Raw genomic sequence first — 14,472 nt, forward strand, 5'->3', positions numbered from 1 at the left:
CCGAGATCGACGCGGGGAACAAAGTAACCGGTCGGCAGGCGCGTGTGCGGGTCAGTTGTCGCCCACGCGGGAGCCCAGGGTCATCTCGACCGTGTGTTCCGAGCCGCCCCGCTTGTAGGTGACCTGGACCTTGTCGCCGGGCTTGTGCGTCCAGATCTCGCCGATCAGGGTGGGGCCGCTGTCGATCACCGAGTCGTCGAGCTTGGTGATGACGTCGCCGGGCTTGAGGCCGGCCTTGTCGGCGGGGCCACCCGACTCGACCGCGGCCGAGCCGCCCGAGCCGGAGTCGGTGATCTGCGCGCCGTCGCTGCTGTCCTCCAGGGACACCGACGCGCCGATCTTCGCGTAGACCGGCTTGCCGGTCTTGATCAGCTGCTGGGCCACGTACTTGGCCTGGTTGATCGGGATCGCGAAGCCCAGGCCGATCGAGCCCGACTGCCCGGTGCTGCCCAGGCCGCCGCTGGAAGCGGACTGGATCGCGGAGTTGATGCCGATCACCGCGCCGGAGGCGTCCATCAGCGGGCCGCCGGAGTTGCCCGGGTTGATGGAGGCGTCGGTCTGCAGGGCGCTCATGTAGGACGCCTTGCTGGTGGAGCTGCCGTCGCTGGAGGCCACCGGGCGGTTCTTGGCGCTGATGATGCCCGTGGTGACCGTGTTGGACAGGCCGAAGGGGGCGCCGATCGCGATCGTCTCGTCGCCGACCGCCACGTTGTCGGAGTTGCCGAGGGCCAGCGGCTTGAGGTCCGACGGCGGGTTCTTGAGCTTGATGACCGCGACGTCGTAGCCCTGCGCGTGGCCGACCACCTCGGCGTTGTACTTCTTGCCGTCCGGGAAGGTCGCGGTCAGCTTGCCGCCGTCGAGGGCATCCGCGACCACGTGGTTGTTGGTGATGATGTGGCCCTGGGTGTCGAAGACGAACCCGGTGCCGGTGCCGCCCTCGCCGCTGGTCGACTCGGCCTCGATGGTGACCGTGCTGGGCAGCGCCTTGCCGGCGACCGCCGCGATGGTGCCGGCCGCGCGCTTGACCTGGGTGGCGCCGCCGTCGGAGGAGGCGGAGACGGTCGTGGAGCCCATGTCGTCGTTGTTCTTGGCCAGCGTGTAGCCGAGGCCGCCGCCGAGGCCGCCCGCGACCAGCGCGGCCACCAGGACGGCGGCGATCAGACCGCCACGCCCGCTGCCCTTCTTCGGCGCGTGCTGCGGCTGCTGGAACGGCTGGTGTTGCTGGTACTGCTGGTGCTGCTGATCGTACGAAGAGCCCCAGCCGACGCCGGCGGCCGACCCGGGGGCCGCACCCGCGCCGGCGTCCGCGTAGGAAGGGGTCACGGGGGGCGGGGGCGGCCAGGAGCCCTCGGGGGCCTGCGGGGCGGCGTAAGGGTCACCCGCGGGCGCGCCCTGGGGCGCCGACGGGATCGGGGTGGTCGGCGCTTCCCCGCCGTCGGACGCGGCTGCCTGCGGCGAGGCAGCGGGAGACGTCGGCGGCACGGGAGGTGCGGACGGGGCCGGAGGTACCGGGTTGCCCTCGTTCTCGGTGCTCACAGCTTCTCTCCTCGGTCCACGGCTTTTCTTCTCGGTCGCACTCGGTCACGCTCTTTCACGCTTGCTGTCGGTCCGGCGCGATTCAGCTGTACACGTGCTTTTGTATGCCGTCAGCTTTTCCCACAGGCCGTCAGAGCACCATAAGCGGTGGCTGTGGGTACACCGACAACCTTTATATAGGGCTTGTCCGACAAAAGTTCCCTTTGCTGGCATCGGGGGGTGCCCCCACGTACGCCCGCACGGTGGCACCATGTCGCGGTGACCCACGCACCACAGCATCGCATCCAGGTCGTCGCCCACCGCGGGGCCTCCGAGGACGCCCCCGAGCACACGCTCGCCGCCTACAAAAAGGCCATCGAGGACGGCGCCGACGCCCTGGAGTGCGACGTGAGGCTGACCGCGGACGGCCATCTGGTCTGCGTCCACGACCGCCGCGTCAACCGGACGTCCAACGGTCGCGGAGCGGTGTCGGCCCTGGAGCTCGCGGACCTGGCCGCCCTGGACTTCGGTTCCTGGAAGAAGGGCCCGGCCTGGCGGGGGCGGGACGAGGAGCCCGAATGGGAGTTCCGGCCGGAGGACCGCGCGGACACCGCCGTACTCACCCTGGAACGGTTGCTGGAGCTGGTCGCGGACGCCGGGCGGCGGGTGGAGCTGGCGATCGAGACCAAGCACCCCACACGGTGGGCGGGGCAGGTCGAGGAGCGGCTGATGCACCTGCTGAAGCGGTTCGGCCTGGACGCCCCGGCCACGGCGGCCGAGTCGCAGGTGCGGGTCATGAGCTTCTCCGCGCGGTCGCTGCACCGGGTGCGGGCGGCCTCGCCGACGCTGCCCACGGTCTATCTGCTGCAGTTCCTCTCGCCCCGGCTGCGCGACGGCCGGTTGCCGGCCGGGGTGCGGATCGCCGGACCCTCGATCCGGATCGTGCGCAACCACCCCACCTACATCGAGCGGCTGAAGCGGAACGGCCACCAGGTGCACGTCTGGACGGTGAACGAGCCGGAGGACGTGGATCTGTGCCTGGAGCTCGGTGTCGACGCGGTCATCACCAACCGGCCGGCGGCGGTGCTGCGGCGGCTCGGACGATGAGTCCGACGACCCGGGTCCCGTCCTGCTGATCGAGGCTCAGATAAAGAGTCGCGTAAGTAATCGCCGCACCCCTTGACCCCACAGCCCACTCACACCATTCTCACGTATCGGCCACACCATCGAAATCAAGCCACACGAAGCCATATCCGGGGGGATGGCGACGAGCCCGTCACAGGGTGTGCTCCGGCGCGTTCGGTCCGTATTCGTTCGTTGCGAGTGCGTCACCGGACATTCATTGGCCGGTTTCCGGTTCAGGCCGATGGGGCATCCACACCGTGGCGTGGGGCAAAGGAGGTCTCGGGGGTGGCGTTGGTGGTGGCACAGGAGGTGCCCACGTCGTCGAGCATGGCCGTACCCCATGGCCCTGCGGGCGTGGGGAAGGCGAGGCACCGCATGCGCGATCAGTTGCGCACCGGTGGCGTATCGGAATCGGTCATCGACGATGCCGTACTAATCCTTTCCGAACTTTTGAGCAATGCGTGCAAGCACGGCCGCCCCTTGGGGGACGCGCTGGCCGGGGACGGCGACGTCCGGGCCGCCTGGCGGGTGGACTCGCGCGGCCGGCTGATCGTCGAGGTGACGGACGGCGGCGGACCGACCCGCCCGGCTCCCATGACCCCGTCGGTCACGGCGCACGGCGGCCGCGGGCTGAACATCATCACGGCCCTGGCGGACGACTGGGGGGTCCGGGACGACGCCCGGGGCGAGGTGACGGTCTGGGTCGTGGTCCACAAGGGCGTGAGCGATCCGGACGTCAGGACCCAACGGGACACGTTCGCTACGCGCGTCATGGCGCCCGCTGCCCCGGAGACGGCCGGTCCGGACTTCGCCGACGCATTCGAGGACATGGACTGACCGGCCGTACCGACCCGTCCGGCGGTGCCCGGTGCCGCGGCTCTGTCCGCAGGTACCCGTGGCTCGGGGTGTGAACGGCTAGGCTCCCGCCAGTACGAGACGAGCCGTAACCGGGAGACACCCAGATGGCCAAGAAGCGACCCCAGACAAAGGCCACGCGGCCGCAGCTCAGCGATGCGGCACGGGCCGGAAGCGCTGATGGAGACTTTCCGGTTGTCGGTGCCCGGGAACCCTGCCCCTGCGGCAGCGGCCGGCGCTACAAGGCGTGCCACGGCCGGGCGGCCGCACACGCGGCGACCGAGCTGGTGCACCGCCCGTTCGAGGGGCTGGCCGGCGAGGGCGACTGGGTGGCACTGCGCGAGCTGGTCCCCGCCGCCACGGTCGAGCTGACCCTGAAGGACGGCCTGCCCGAGGGCGTCCCCTCGGTCACGCTCGCGACCGTGCTGCCGATGGCCTGGCCGGCGCTGCGCCGCGAGGACGGCACCGTCCTCCTCGGCCTCCAGAACGACACGGCGTCCGGCGACATCAGCCGCGACCTCGCGGACACCCTCCAGCGCGCCCTCGCCGCCGAACCGGGCACCCCGGTGCAGGGCCGCCGCGCCCCCGCCGACAGCCCTCGGCTGCAGGATCTGCTCGACCCCGAGGGCCCGTTCGCGCCGGTCGTGCACGAGGGCTTCGAGTTCTGGGTGCAGGACGCGGAGAACGCCACCGCCGAGGTGACCGCCTCCCTGGAGCGGGCCAACGCGGCCGCCATCCCGACGGTGAAGCTGACCGGTGTCGACTCCGCCTACTGGTGCGAGACGCCGGACAAGAACCATCTGCGGTGGGTCATGCCGTATCCCGAGGAGCAGCTTCTGGACGCTCTCGCGCGGCTGCACGCGGCGGGCAGGTCCAGCCTCGGCGAGGGGACCCGGCTGGTCGGTTCCTTCCGCGCCCACGGTCTCACCGTGCCGGTCTGGGACCTGCCGAGCGGGGTCGGCGCGGAGGACGTGGAGAAGCCGGCCGCCGAGTTCGCGGAGCGGCTCGCGACCGCTCTGGCCTCGGAAGCACCGCTCACGGCGGACGAGCGCCGGGCCCGCGGCGGGCTGACCAACCGGCAGGTCACGCTCAGCTGACGATCAAGGCGGGCGGAGGGACGCGGCTGACCGACCGGTCAGCCGCTCCGGACCCGTTGACTCGGGTGACTCCGGTCACAACTTCCCTACGTGGCAAGCAAATACGTGTCCGAATAGCCGAGATCGAATTTGCGAACCGCCGATCTCTTGTTACCGTCTCAGTAGCCCGGTTGCTGGTGCATCCCCCGTCGCCAGCAACCGGGCCTTTTCATGACTGCGCCCATGCCGGCGTCCGGTGTACGGACCGTAGCGATACGTCAACTCCGGTTGGCCGCACCGGAGTTGCTGCCGGACGAGCCCGCGGCCGCCCGCCCGGCGTCACTCCCGGGACGGCTCCCGAAGCCATCCTCGGCATCACTGCCGGCATCGCTCCCGGCGTCATTCCCCGAGCCGTCTCCGGTGTCGCCCGCGGAGTTGCTGGCACTGCGCAGCAGCAACGGTCCGTCGTCGTCACGCGCCGCGAACTCCGAGACGGCCGTGTAGGCGTCCAGCGCGCCCCGCGTGTGCTCCCGGGGCGTCTCACAGGTGGCGGGCTCGTCGCCGGCGTCCGCGGCACAGTGCGTCTGCACGCTGCGGCCGTGCGGGCCCATCAGGCTCAGCACGGACTCCAGGTCCGCCCCGGTGGCGTTGCGGTAGTAGGTGCGCGCCCAGGTGTCCGCGCCCTGGGTCATCACGCAGGTCTGCGCCTCCACTCCGCCGGGGGAGGTGAGTTCGGGACCGCAGCGGGCGGCCGTGGCCAGGCCCAGGCCGAGCACCATGGGGGACCGGACGGGGGCCGGCAGCTTCTCGTCGTCGCTCCCGGCGGGGTGTCCGGCGGCGTCGCCCACCTGACCCGCGGACGCCACGGTCAACGGCAGCGCGACCGCGCACACCATGACGCCCGCGAGGGCGAGCAGACGTAGTCGGGGGCCTGGGGGTTGCCCCCCAGAATTACGCAGCATGTGCGGAAGATAACCAGCGAGGCACGAGAAGCCGCGTTCTCGCGCCCGACACCCTTACAACTCGGGTGCGCTCACACCCGTACGGGTGAGGGCGTCGACCACGGCGTCCACCACGGCCTCCACATCGGGCACCCAGGGCTTGGCCGAGCCGGGCAGCGGGGCGCGCTCCCAGCGGATCGCACCCTGGCCGGTCTCGGAGGGGGGCAGGGCGAGATAGCCGCCCTCCCCGTGGAAGCGGAGCGAGCCCGGGACGAAGTCCTTGGCGTACAGCAGCTCGCCCAGCTGCTCCATGGTGTACGGCTTGACGAGCAGCGCCCAGCGGGTGGGCGCCGCGACCACCGGACCGAGGCGCATGCCGCGGCGGTCGAGAAGAGTGAGGGCATGGGAGGCGGCGAGGGCGGGCAGACTGACCGCGCAGGGTGCCGTGCCGCCGGCGGCACCGGTGGCCAGGATGATCGGCGCGGCCGGCCGGTTGCCCCACCACCAGCGCACCATGCGCTCGTCGGTGGTGGCGGCGAGCAGACCGGGGTCGAAGGGGTGCGCACCCGGCACCGTGCACTCGGGGTCGGGACAGGCACAGCGGGCCCGGCCCTGTGGGTCCGGAGCCACGCCCGGGAGTACGGGCCACTGCCATTCCGTCGCGAAGGTCAGGGCCGCGCCGAGAAACTCAGGCCCCTTGTCTTTCCGCCTGGACAGGAGCCTGCGTCGCCTTCCGAGGATCTCGCGCATGAGCGCTCGTTCCTTTCCGTTGCACCGCTGGCAACACCGTGGACCACATCACATCATGTGTCGATCACTTCACTGTGCGTACCTGTTGGCGCATCACACCCCTGCACTGGCAAGGGGAACCCCAAGGGGTCGAGCCGGGGGCCGCGCCCGCATCCAATACTGCGTCTATCAAAAGCACGGCCACGGCATGGGGGTGGCGAAGTCTGGCGTTTTGCCGTTCCGAGTGTTTCTCTCCGCCGCCGCCACGGGAGGATGGGGCACGGTCGTCGGTGGTTAAGACGCCCGGGTCCGTCGCCAGGTTCCGGGTGATCCCCAACCACCCCTGGCCTTCTCCGAGTACGTACCCATCACGACCGCTGTGACGCTCCGTGGAGCAAGGCCAGTCGACCGCAATGAACCGTTACCCGAGTCAGTTTTAAGCCAACTTTGCTTTTGTGCAAGCCGTCCGGGAGAAGTCACCGGAAGACCCATGGACACCAGGAATCCCGGCAGGACAATGCTGGACATCCCCTCACGAGTGCGTGTACATGTGGAGACACTGCTAGCGGCGCAGAAAGACATGGGGGTTTGCGATGCTTTTGAGCAATACGCGCAGGTCTGAAAGCCGGACACGATGAGCGCCCCGCACCCTCCGAAAGTGGCTGGAATCGATTCAACGGTCCCCACGCCCGCACACACTGTCGCACCGGTTCCCCCCGCCCCGGGCGCACCTTCCGTCCCGAAGGCCCCCGCCGCACCGGCGCCCGGCACCGTCCTCCAGGACCGGCTGGCCGGCTGGGTCTCCGACCTCACCACCCTCCATGAACTGACCGAACGGCTCGCCCGCACCGGCGGACTGGAGCCCGCCCTCCAGGAACTGCTGCGCGCCGGTGCCGCCCTGGTGGGCGCCCGGCGCGGACTCGTGGCGCTGGAGCCCGCCGACGGTCTCGGCCCGCACAGCACGCTCGGCCTCGGACTCGGCCGCGCGGACCTCGGCCACCTGGAGACGATCCCGGCCTGCGCGCTGCCGTACAACACCGGCACCGAGATGGTCCACCCCGATCTGTTCGCCGAGGACGGCCTCGACCCCCGGCACCGCGAGGTCGCCGCCCGCCTCGGTTACGCCGCCAGCTACGCGCTCCCCCTGACCACCGACGCCGCCGCCCGCCTGGGCGCGGTCCTGTGGCTGTACGACGGGCCGGCCGAGCCGAACGAGCGCCAGCGCCACCTCGTCGGCCTGTACGTCCGGTTCGCCGCCGAGCATCTGGCCCGGCTGCTGGAAGTCGAGCGCACGCGCGCGTGCATGGCGACCATCGCCGAGGAGCTGCTCCCCTCCAGGCTGCCCCGGGTGGCCGGTGTGCAGCTCGCCGCCCGGCACCGCACCGGCCCGCGCGGCGGCGGCGACTGGTACGACGCACTGCCGCTGCCCGACGCCGCCCTCGGCCTCTCGGTGGGCTCGGTCACCGGCTCCGGGCCCAGCGCGGTGGCCGCCATGGGCCGGCTGCGGGCCTCCCTGCGGGCGTACGCCGTGATGGAGGGCGAGGACCCGGTCGCGGTCCTCTCCGATCTCGAACTGCTGCTGCGGCTGACCGAACCGGCCCGCGCCGCCACCGCCCTGTTCGCCTACTGCGAGCCCGCGCTGCGCAAGGTCACCCTGGCCGGGGCCGGACACAGCCCGCCGCTGCTGATCGGGGCGCGCCGCACCGAGTTCGCCGAGACGTCGGTCTCCGCGCCGCTCGGGATGCTGGCCTGCTGGGAGGCGCCCAGCGTGGAGATCGAGGCCGAGGCCGGGGAAACCGTGCTCTTCTACACGGACGGGCTGCTGCACCGCACCGGTGACCCCATGGACCGCGCCTTCGCCCGGCTGCACACGGCCGCCGCGAGCATCCCGCGCGCGCTGCGCCACGACCCCGGGGCGATCGCCGACCATGTGCTGCGCACGGTGCTGCCCGACGGGCTGGACTCGGCCGGCTGTGAAGAGGACGTGGTGCTGCTCGCGGCCCGTTTTGACTGATCGGTCAGTCAAAAAGGCAGGTCACCCGGTCAAGAGTCGTCCGGCCCTGGGGCACCGTTCGGTACGACCGTACGATGGACGGGATCCAGTGCAGTGTCTAGGAGGATGACCGTGGCCGACGAGCTCAACCCGGAAACTCCGGAGACCCCGGAGACCGAGTCGGAAGAGCCGATCAAGCAGCGTAAGAACGGCCTGTACCCGGGCGTGTCCGACGAGCTCGCCGAGAACATGAAGTCCGGCTGGGCCGACACGGAGCTGCGCGACCTGACCCCCGTCGAGCAGGCCGAGCACACCGCCCGCCGCCGCGCCGAGCTGTCCGCCCGTTTCCCGGGCGACCGCCTGGTGATCCCGGCCGGCAACCTGAAGACCCGATCGAACGACACGGACTACCCGTTCCGGGCGTCGGTCGAATACGTCTATCTCACCGGCGACCAGACGGAGGACGGCGTACTCGTCCTGGAGCCGAAGGACGACGGCCACGTGGCCACCGTCTACCTGCTGCCCCGCTCCGACCGCGAGAACGGCGAGTTCTGGCTCTCCGGGCAGGGCGAGCTGTGGGTGGGCCGCCGCCACTCCCTGTCCGAGTCCGAGGCGCTCTACGGCATCCCCGCCGCCGACGTCCGCGAACTCGCCGACAAGCTGCGCGAGGCCACCGGCCCGGTGCGGGTCGTGCGCGGGTACGACGCCGGCATCGAAGCCGCGCTGACCGACAAGGTCACGGCCGAGCGCGACGAGGAGCTGCGCGTCTTCCTCTCCGAGGCACGGCTGGTCAAGGACGACTGGGAGGTCGGCGAGCTGCAGAAGGCCGTCGACTCCACGGTCCGCGGCTTCGAGGACGTGGTGAAGGTCCTCGACAAGGCCGAGGCCACGTCCGAGCGCTACATCGAGGGCACGTTCTTCCTCCGCGCGCGCGTGGAGGGCAACGACATCGGCTACGGCTCGATCTGCGCCGCCGGCCCGCACGCCTGCACCCTGCACTGGGTCCGCAACGACGGCCCGGTGCGCTCGGGCGACCTGCTCCTCCTCGACGCCGGCGTGGAGACGCACAGCCTCTACACCGCCGACGTCACGCGCACGCTGCCGATCAACGGCACGTACAGCGAGCTGCAGAAGAAGGTCTACGACGCGGTGTACGACGCCCAGGAGGCCGGCATCGCGGCGGTGCAGCCGGGCGCCAAGTACCGCGACTTCCACGATGCCGCGCAGCGGGTGCTGGCCGAGCGGCTCGTCGAGTGGGGGCTCGTCGAGGGTCCGGTGGAGCGGGTGCTGGAGCTCGGGCTGCAGCGCCGGTGGACGCTGCACGGGACGGGGCACATGCTCGGCCTCGACGTCCACGACTGCGCCGCCGCGCGGACCGAGACGTACGTGGAGGGCGTCCTGGAGCCGGGGATGGTGCTGACCGTCGAGCCGGGGCTGTACTTCCAGGCCGACGACCTGACCGTTCCGGAGGGGTACCGGGGGATCGGGGTGCGGATCGAGGACGACATCCTCGTGACGGCCGACGGGAACCGGAACCTCTCCGCGGGGCTGCCCCGGCGGTCGGACGAGGTCGAGGCGTGGATGGGTTCGCTCAAGAGCTGACGTACGAGGTGAATGGCCGGGTACCTGGGTGGGTGCCCGGCCATTGTTGTGTTCTGCGGGTTCGTGGGAGCTGGTCGCGCCTGCGCGGCGGTGGCCGCACATCGAGGCAGCCCCGCGCCCTGGGTAGGTCCAGTCAACGGGGGTTACAAGTGGACGACTTCTGGAGTGGTATCGAACTGCGTCTGGAAGGCGATACCGGCGACGGACGACGGGCTGGCCTGGAGCGTGCCCTGCGGGACGCCGTTCGCGTCGGGCGGCTGGTGCCAGGGGCCCGTTTGCCCGCCACCCGGCGGCTGGCCGCCGAGTTGGGCATCTCCCGGGGCACCGCCAAGGCCGCCTACGACCAGCTGGTCGCCGAGGGGTATCTGACCGCTCGGCAGGGGTCCGGGACCCGGGTCGCCACCCTTCCCTCCGCCGCCTCCGACGCTCCCGAAGCGGCCGCACGCGCGCGTGCGCCGCTTTTCGATCTGCGGCCCGGCGGGCCGGACGCCGGGGCGTTCCCGGCGGCCGCCTGGTTGCGGGCGCTGCGGCGGGCCATCGCCGGCGCGCCCTCCCTGGCGTACGACTACGGCGATCCGCGCGGGCGGATCGAGCTGCGGACCGCGCTGTCGGGGTATCTGGTGCGGGCCCGTGGGGTGGTGGCGCCGCCGGAGCGGATCGTGGTCACCTCGGGGTACGTGCAGGGGCTCGCACTGCTCACGCGGGTGCTGGGCGGCGGCGCCGCCGTGGCCATGGAGGACCCAGGGCTGCCGTTCCACCGGGAGGTGGTGCGGAGGAACGGGGGGACCGTGGTGCCGGTGCGGGTGGACGAACGGGGGGCACGGGCGGCGGAGCTGGGCGACGCGGCGGCGGTCGTCCTCACCCCGGCTCATCAGTATCCGACCGGGGTCACCCTGCATCCGGAGCGGCGGCGGGCCGTGGTGGACTGGGCGCGCGCACGTGGCGGGGTGATCGTCGAGGACGACTACGACGGGGAGTTCCGCTACGACCGGCAGCCCGTGGGCGCCCTGCAGGGGGTGGCGCCGGGGCAGGTCGTCTATCTGGGGACCGCTTCCAAGACGCTGGGCCCCGCGCTGCGGCTCGGGTGGATGGTGCTGCCGCCGCATCTCGTCGACGCCGTCGCCGACGCCAAACTGCACAGCGACCATCACACCGAGTCCATCGGACAGCTGGCGCTCGCCGAGCTGATCGAGAGCCACGCCTACGACCGGCACGTGCGCGCGTGCCGGTTGCGCTACCGACGGCGCCGGGACCAGTTGCTGGGGCGGCTGGGCGCCGGCCGGAACGTGCGGGGGATCGCCGCCGGGCTGCACGCGCTCGTCTCGGTGGCCGACGAACGGGAGACGCTGGCCCGCGCGGCGGCCGCGGGGCTGGCGGTGGGCGGCCTCGGGGAGCACTGGCACACCGGCGGTGCTGCGGGGCTGCCGCAGGGCCTGGTCGTCGGGTACGGGACGCCCCGGGAGTGGCTCTATCCGGAGGCCCTGGAGGTACTCGCCAAGGTGCTCGACGGCTGACTCAGCGTGTCGGCAGGGCGTCCAGGAACAGGGCACCGGCCAGCAGGCCCGCACTGCCCCGCGGGCTCCAGCCGCGCTCGTACAGGTCGGCGTCCAGGGCCGTCAGCGCCTCGGCGCCGGCCTCCGTGGCCGTACCGCCCGCCTCCAGGACGTCGCGGGCGCCCGCCTGGACGTGGCGCAGGCCCAGGGGGCCCGCGGTGTAGAGGAGTTCGGTGTCCTGGAGGGTGGACATCACGGTGAGCAGGGCGTCCAGACGCGCCTGGTTCTCGGCGGCGCCCGCCGTGCGGGCCGTCGCCAGTGCGTCCAACGCCCGTCGTACGTGCGGGAATCCGGCCCTGGCCTCGCCCCGGGCGCCGGCCGCGCCGTACTTGACGGAGATCGACGAACCCCGGGAGGGGCGCTTGGGGGCGCCCTTGTCGTTGAAGGCGGCGATCCTGCGGGCCGTGGCGGCGATCTCGCGGGCCTTGGCCCGGGGGTCCAGGGCGGCCGCGGCGACCAGGAGGCCGAGGGCCCACAGGGCGCCCTTGTGGCCGCCGCCGGCCAGTCCGACCGAGTGCTCGGTGGACCGGCCGATCGCGCCCAGCTCCGCCCGCAGCACCGGCGAGGCCTCACCGGTACGGCGGGCGGAGGCGGCCATCGCCGCGAGGCCGGGCGCCAGCGCCCTGGCCGACCAGCGCAGACTGTCGTGCTCCCGGCGCCTGCTGCGGGCGTCCCGGTCACGCGGGTCGGGCAGCCCCGGTTTCGGGGCCAGCGCCAGCTGACCGGTGAGCGCGGCCACGGCGGCCTGCGCCAGCGCGTCGTCCTCGCGGCTTGTCATGTCCCTTACCTTACGAGGAGGGGGAGGCCGAAGGGGAGGCGCTGTCGCTCGGCGGAGTACCCGTCGGAGCGCCGCTGGGCGGGGTGCCTCCGCCGCCGCTGCCGGCGCCCGTGTTCTCGGCGTCCGGGTCGATGCCCAGGGTCAGGGAACCCCTGTAGCCCTTCGAAGGGTCCTTCTTGTGCACGGCCTTCAGGGTCAGCAGACCGCTGGAGGCGCCGCCGCCGTCGTAGACCATGTCGTCGGCGAGGACGGTGTAGCTGCCGGTGTGCTTCGCGTAGGGGGCGAGGGTGAAGATCTCCTCGGCGATGTCGTCGGCGAAGAACAGCTGGCCGGTGTAGTTGACGATGCCGCCCTCGTAGGAGCCGTCCTCCTTCTCGCCGCCCGTGTGCACCTTCACGTGGATGTGACAGGTGCGCGGGGTGTACCAGCCGGGGAAGATCGTCTCGAACTTGACGACCCCGTTGGCGTTGGCGATCTGGTAGCCGCGCAGATAGGTGTTGTCGTCGGCGGAGTCGCCCTCCTCGCTCTCCGCGGGGGCGGAGCCGCCCGGGTTGGCGGTGGTGTAACCGGAGTAGTAGCCCCAGGCGTCGCAGTGCCAGATCTCGACCGCGGCGCCCTCGACCGGGGTGCAGCCGTCGGTGGCGTCCACGACGGTCAGGCGAAGGGTGAGCGGGACGCCGGCCTTGCCCTCGGTGATGTCCTTGCGCACCAAGGCACCATCGAGGTAGTACGGGCCCTCCGTGACGCTGCTCATCAGCGTCATGCACTCACTGCTGGTGGAACTCGCGGTGGCCGTGGCGTCCGCGTCGGTGCCGGTGTCGGTGCCGGCGGCATCGGCGAAGGCCGACTGGAAGCCGGCGACCGCGAGGCCGCCGGCCGCCACCGTGCCGCCGGACACCGCGAGGGCGCGGCGGCGGGTGATCGACGTGTCTTTGTGGTTTCCCGTCATGGCCGACGAAGGTAGGAAGGCCGCTTGTCAGAGGCATGGGCCGGGGCTGGCAACCGGCTGTGAACGCCCAGGAAGCTGAACTCGGCGGAAAAACACTGGTCACGGAGGTGGGGCCGGCGTCGTCACAGGGCCGGGTCGCGATCGTGCAGAACCCGCTGGAACAGCCGGCTGTCCCGCCATTCTCCATTGATGTGGAGATACTGCGGCGCATCTCCGATGGTCTCGAATCCGCATTTCTTCAGTACGCGTTGCGACGTCGTGTTGTCGATCAGGGTGGACGCCTCGATCCGGTGGAGCCCCAGCACATCCCGGGCGATCCCGCAGACCCGCTCCAGGGCGGCGCTGGCCAGACCGCGGCCCTGTTGATCACCGGCCACCCAATAGCCGACGTACGAACTGCAGAAAGGACCCAGGGAAATTCCGGAAAGAGTGATCGCGCCGACGATCCGGCGGTCCTCGGCCGCCTCCATGACCCAGGGGACCATGATCCCGTCCGCGGCCTGTCGCAGCAGGCCATCGATGCGTTCGGTCTGGCCCTCGACGGTGAAGAAGGACTCGGGTCTGAGCGGTTCCCAGGGTTCGAGATGCTCTCGGTTGCCGACGTACGCGGCGGACAGCGGTTTCGCGTCGCCCACGGCAATGGGACGCAATATCACGCCGGGCCGGATTGCTTTTTCTTTAATCTTTTCGAGAATCATGCGCGCACCCTAGCGCGCGGGTTATGCAGGAGGGAGAGTCATGCCGAAAGCAGGGAAGGATCTTTGGTCCACTTGAGGATCTTGTCGAAGCTGACCACCGTGCCGCCCCGACCCGGCTTGTTGCCGATCTGGACGTGATCGGCGAGTTCTCTGATCAGACAGAGCCCTCTGCCGTGCTCGGCGTCGAGGCGAGCGGGTCTGATCTCCTGGGTGCGGGCGAACCCCGGGCCCAACCCCGGGCCGGAATCGGCCACTTCGATACGGCACTTCTCGCCGTCCAGGTAGGCGGTGACCCGGTAGGCCTCCGAAGGGCGGCCCGCCCCGCCGTGCTCCACGGCGTTCGCGCAGGCCTCACTGAGGGCGACGGAGAGGTCGTAGGAGATCTCGGGGTCGACGCCCGCCGTCTCCATCGTGCCGATCAGCAGTCGCCGGGCGAGCGGGACGCTCGCGGCCTCACGCCGCAGATGGAGTGACCACCAGATGCTCATGCTCCAGCCTCCTGGCCGCGGCTCGACATACCGATACCTATTGCCACCCGTGCCCGGGTGTAAGCACTCCGTTGATGTGAGAACGCCCATCCGGGGGATGCGCCTTGGGAGGTTTCGGTGTATGAGTGGGCGGTTCACGGCAAGGACGATCTTCCGGTTCTTTCACTCCT

Annotated in this window: 12 protein-coding genes and 1 pseudogene; 6 read left to right on the top strand and 7 right to left on the bottom strand. The window is 71.2% G+C overall.

Annotated elements, in window-relative coordinates; translation table 11 throughout:
- Window positions 1-51: 51 nt before the first annotated feature.
- A complete protein-coding gene (locus ACZ4N4_RS13890; RefSeq protein WP_467588010.1) occupies window positions 52-1,536 on the bottom strand; it encodes a S1C family serine protease in 1,485 nt (494 codons plus the stop codon).
- Between the two features lie 258 nt (window positions 1,537-1,794).
- On the opposite strand from ACZ4N4_RS13890, the gene ACZ4N4_RS13895 reads away from it, so the two are divergent.
- From ACZ4N4_RS13895 to ACZ4N4_RS13905, 3 genes are all read left to right on the top strand, one after another.
- Window positions 1,795-2,622 carry a glycerophosphodiester phosphodiesterase gene (locus ACZ4N4_RS13895; protein WP_467588013.1) on the top strand — a complete coding sequence of 276 codons (828 nt, stop codon included), beginning with the start codon at window positions 1,795-1,797 and terminating at the stop codon, window positions 2,620-2,622.
- Window positions 2,623-2,838: 216 nt separating this feature from the next.
- Entirely contained in the window at window positions 2,839-3,477 is a 639-nt protein-coding gene (locus ACZ4N4_RS13900; protein ID WP_453568322.1) for an ATP-binding protein, read from the top strand.
- A 125-nt stretch (window positions 3,478-3,602) separates the two neighbouring features.
- Window positions 3,603-4,592, top strand: a complete 990-nt coding sequence (locus ACZ4N4_RS13905; protein WP_467588016.1) for a DUF5926 family protein — start codon at window positions 3,603-3,605, stop codon at window positions 4,590-4,592.
- 395 nt (window positions 4,593-4,987) lie between these two features.
- Here the strand turns inward: ACZ4N4_RS13905 and ACZ4N4_RS13910 are convergent.
- Window positions 4,988-5,533: pseudogene (locus ACZ4N4_RS13910) on the bottom strand (hypothetical protein); the annotation flags it as partial.
- Between the two features lie 54 nt (window positions 5,534-5,587).
- On the bottom strand, window positions 5,588-6,262 hold the full coding sequence (locus ACZ4N4_RS13915; RefSeq protein WP_467588019.1) for a bifunctional DNA primase/polymerase: 675 nt from the start codon (window positions 6,260-6,262) through the stop codon (window positions 5,588-5,590).
- Between the two features lie 613 nt (window positions 6,263-6,875).
- Here ACZ4N4_RS13915 and ACZ4N4_RS13920 point away from each other — a divergent pair.
- The 3 genes from ACZ4N4_RS13920 to pdxR all read left to right on the top strand — a co-directional run bounded on the left by ACZ4N4_RS13920 (window position 6,876) and on the right by pdxR (window position 11,350).
- On the top strand, window positions 6,876-8,255 hold the full coding sequence (locus tag ACZ4N4_RS13920) for a PP2C family protein-serine/threonine phosphatase (protein WP_467588022.1): 1,380 nt from the start codon (window positions 6,876-6,878) through the stop codon (window positions 8,253-8,255).
- A 111-nt stretch (window positions 8,256-8,366) separates the two neighbouring features.
- Entirely contained in the window at window positions 8,367-9,836 is a 1,470-nt protein-coding gene (locus ACZ4N4_RS13925; protein WP_467588024.1) for an aminopeptidase P family protein, read from the top strand.
- 149 nt (window positions 9,837-9,985) lie between these two features.
- Window positions 9,986-11,350 (top strand): MocR-like pyridoxine biosynthesis transcription factor PdxR, encoded by a 1,365-nt coding sequence (pdxR, locus tag ACZ4N4_RS13930; RefSeq protein WP_467588027.1) that lies wholly within the window; start codon window positions 9,986-9,988, stop codon window positions 11,348-11,350.
- A 1-nt stretch (window position 11,351) separates the two neighbouring features.
- Here pdxR and ACZ4N4_RS13935 read toward each other — a convergent pair whose 3' ends face one another.
- From ACZ4N4_RS13935 to ACZ4N4_RS13950, 4 genes are all read right to left on the bottom strand, one after another.
- Window positions 11,352-12,167: a triphosphoribosyl-dephospho-CoA synthase gene (locus ACZ4N4_RS13935; protein WP_467588030.1), complete on the bottom strand. Its 816-nt coding sequence runs from the start codon at window positions 12,165-12,167 to the stop codon at window positions 11,352-11,354.
- Window positions 12,168-12,177: 10 nt separating this feature from the next.
- On the bottom strand, window positions 12,178-13,116 hold the full coding sequence (locus ACZ4N4_RS13940) for an intradiol ring-cleavage dioxygenase (RefSeq protein WP_467588033.1): 939 nt from the start codon (window positions 13,114-13,116) through the stop codon (window positions 12,178-12,180).
- A gap of 122 nt (window positions 13,117-13,238) precedes the next feature.
- On the bottom strand, window positions 13,239-13,814 hold the full coding sequence (locus tag ACZ4N4_RS13945; protein ID WP_467588036.1) for a GNAT family N-acetyltransferase: 576 nt from the start codon (window positions 13,812-13,814) through the stop codon (window positions 13,239-13,241).
- Window positions 13,815-13,852: 38 nt separating this feature from the next.
- The gene (locus ACZ4N4_RS13950; protein ID WP_453568339.1) at window positions 13,853-14,302 is read right to left on the bottom strand and encodes an ATP-binding protein; all 450 of its coding nucleotides are present in this window, start codon (window positions 14,300-14,302) and stop codon (window positions 13,853-13,855) included.
- Window positions 14,303-14,472 lie beyond the last annotated feature (170 nt).

This window comes from Streptomyces sp. NPDC026538 (assembly GCF_055567535.1).

What these genes read in the sequence shown, in the direction of transcription:
- ACZ4N4_RS13905 (WP_467588016.1), top strand. Translation starts at nt 3,603, where the DNA reads ATGGCCAAGAAGCGACCCCAGACAAAGGCCACGCGGCCGCAGCTCAGC.
- ACZ4N4_RS13915 (WP_467588019.1), bottom strand. Translation starts at nt 6,262, where the DNA reads ATGCGCGAGATCCTCGGAAGGCGACGCAGGCTCCTGTCCAGGCGGAAA.
- ACZ4N4_RS13920 (WP_467588022.1), top strand. Translation starts at nt 6,876, where the DNA reads ATGAGCGCCCCGCACCCTCCGAAAGTGGCTGGAATCGATTCAACGGTC.
- ACZ4N4_RS13935 (WP_467588030.1), bottom strand. Translation starts at nt 12,167, where the DNA reads ATGACAAGCCGCGAGGACGACGCGCTGGCGCAGGCCGCCGTGGCCGCG.
- ACZ4N4_RS13940 (WP_467588033.1), bottom strand. Translation starts at nt 13,116, where the DNA reads ATGACGGGAAACCACAAAGACACGTCGATCACCCGCCGCCGCGCCCTC.
- ACZ4N4_RS13945 (WP_467588036.1), bottom strand. Translation starts at nt 13,814, where the DNA reads ATGATTCTCGAAAAGATTAAAGAAAAAGCAATCCGGCCCGGCGTGATA.
- ACZ4N4_RS13950 (WP_453568339.1), bottom strand. Translation starts at nt 14,302, where the DNA reads ATGAGCATCTGGTGGTCACTCCATCTGCGGCGTGAGGCCGCGAGCGTC.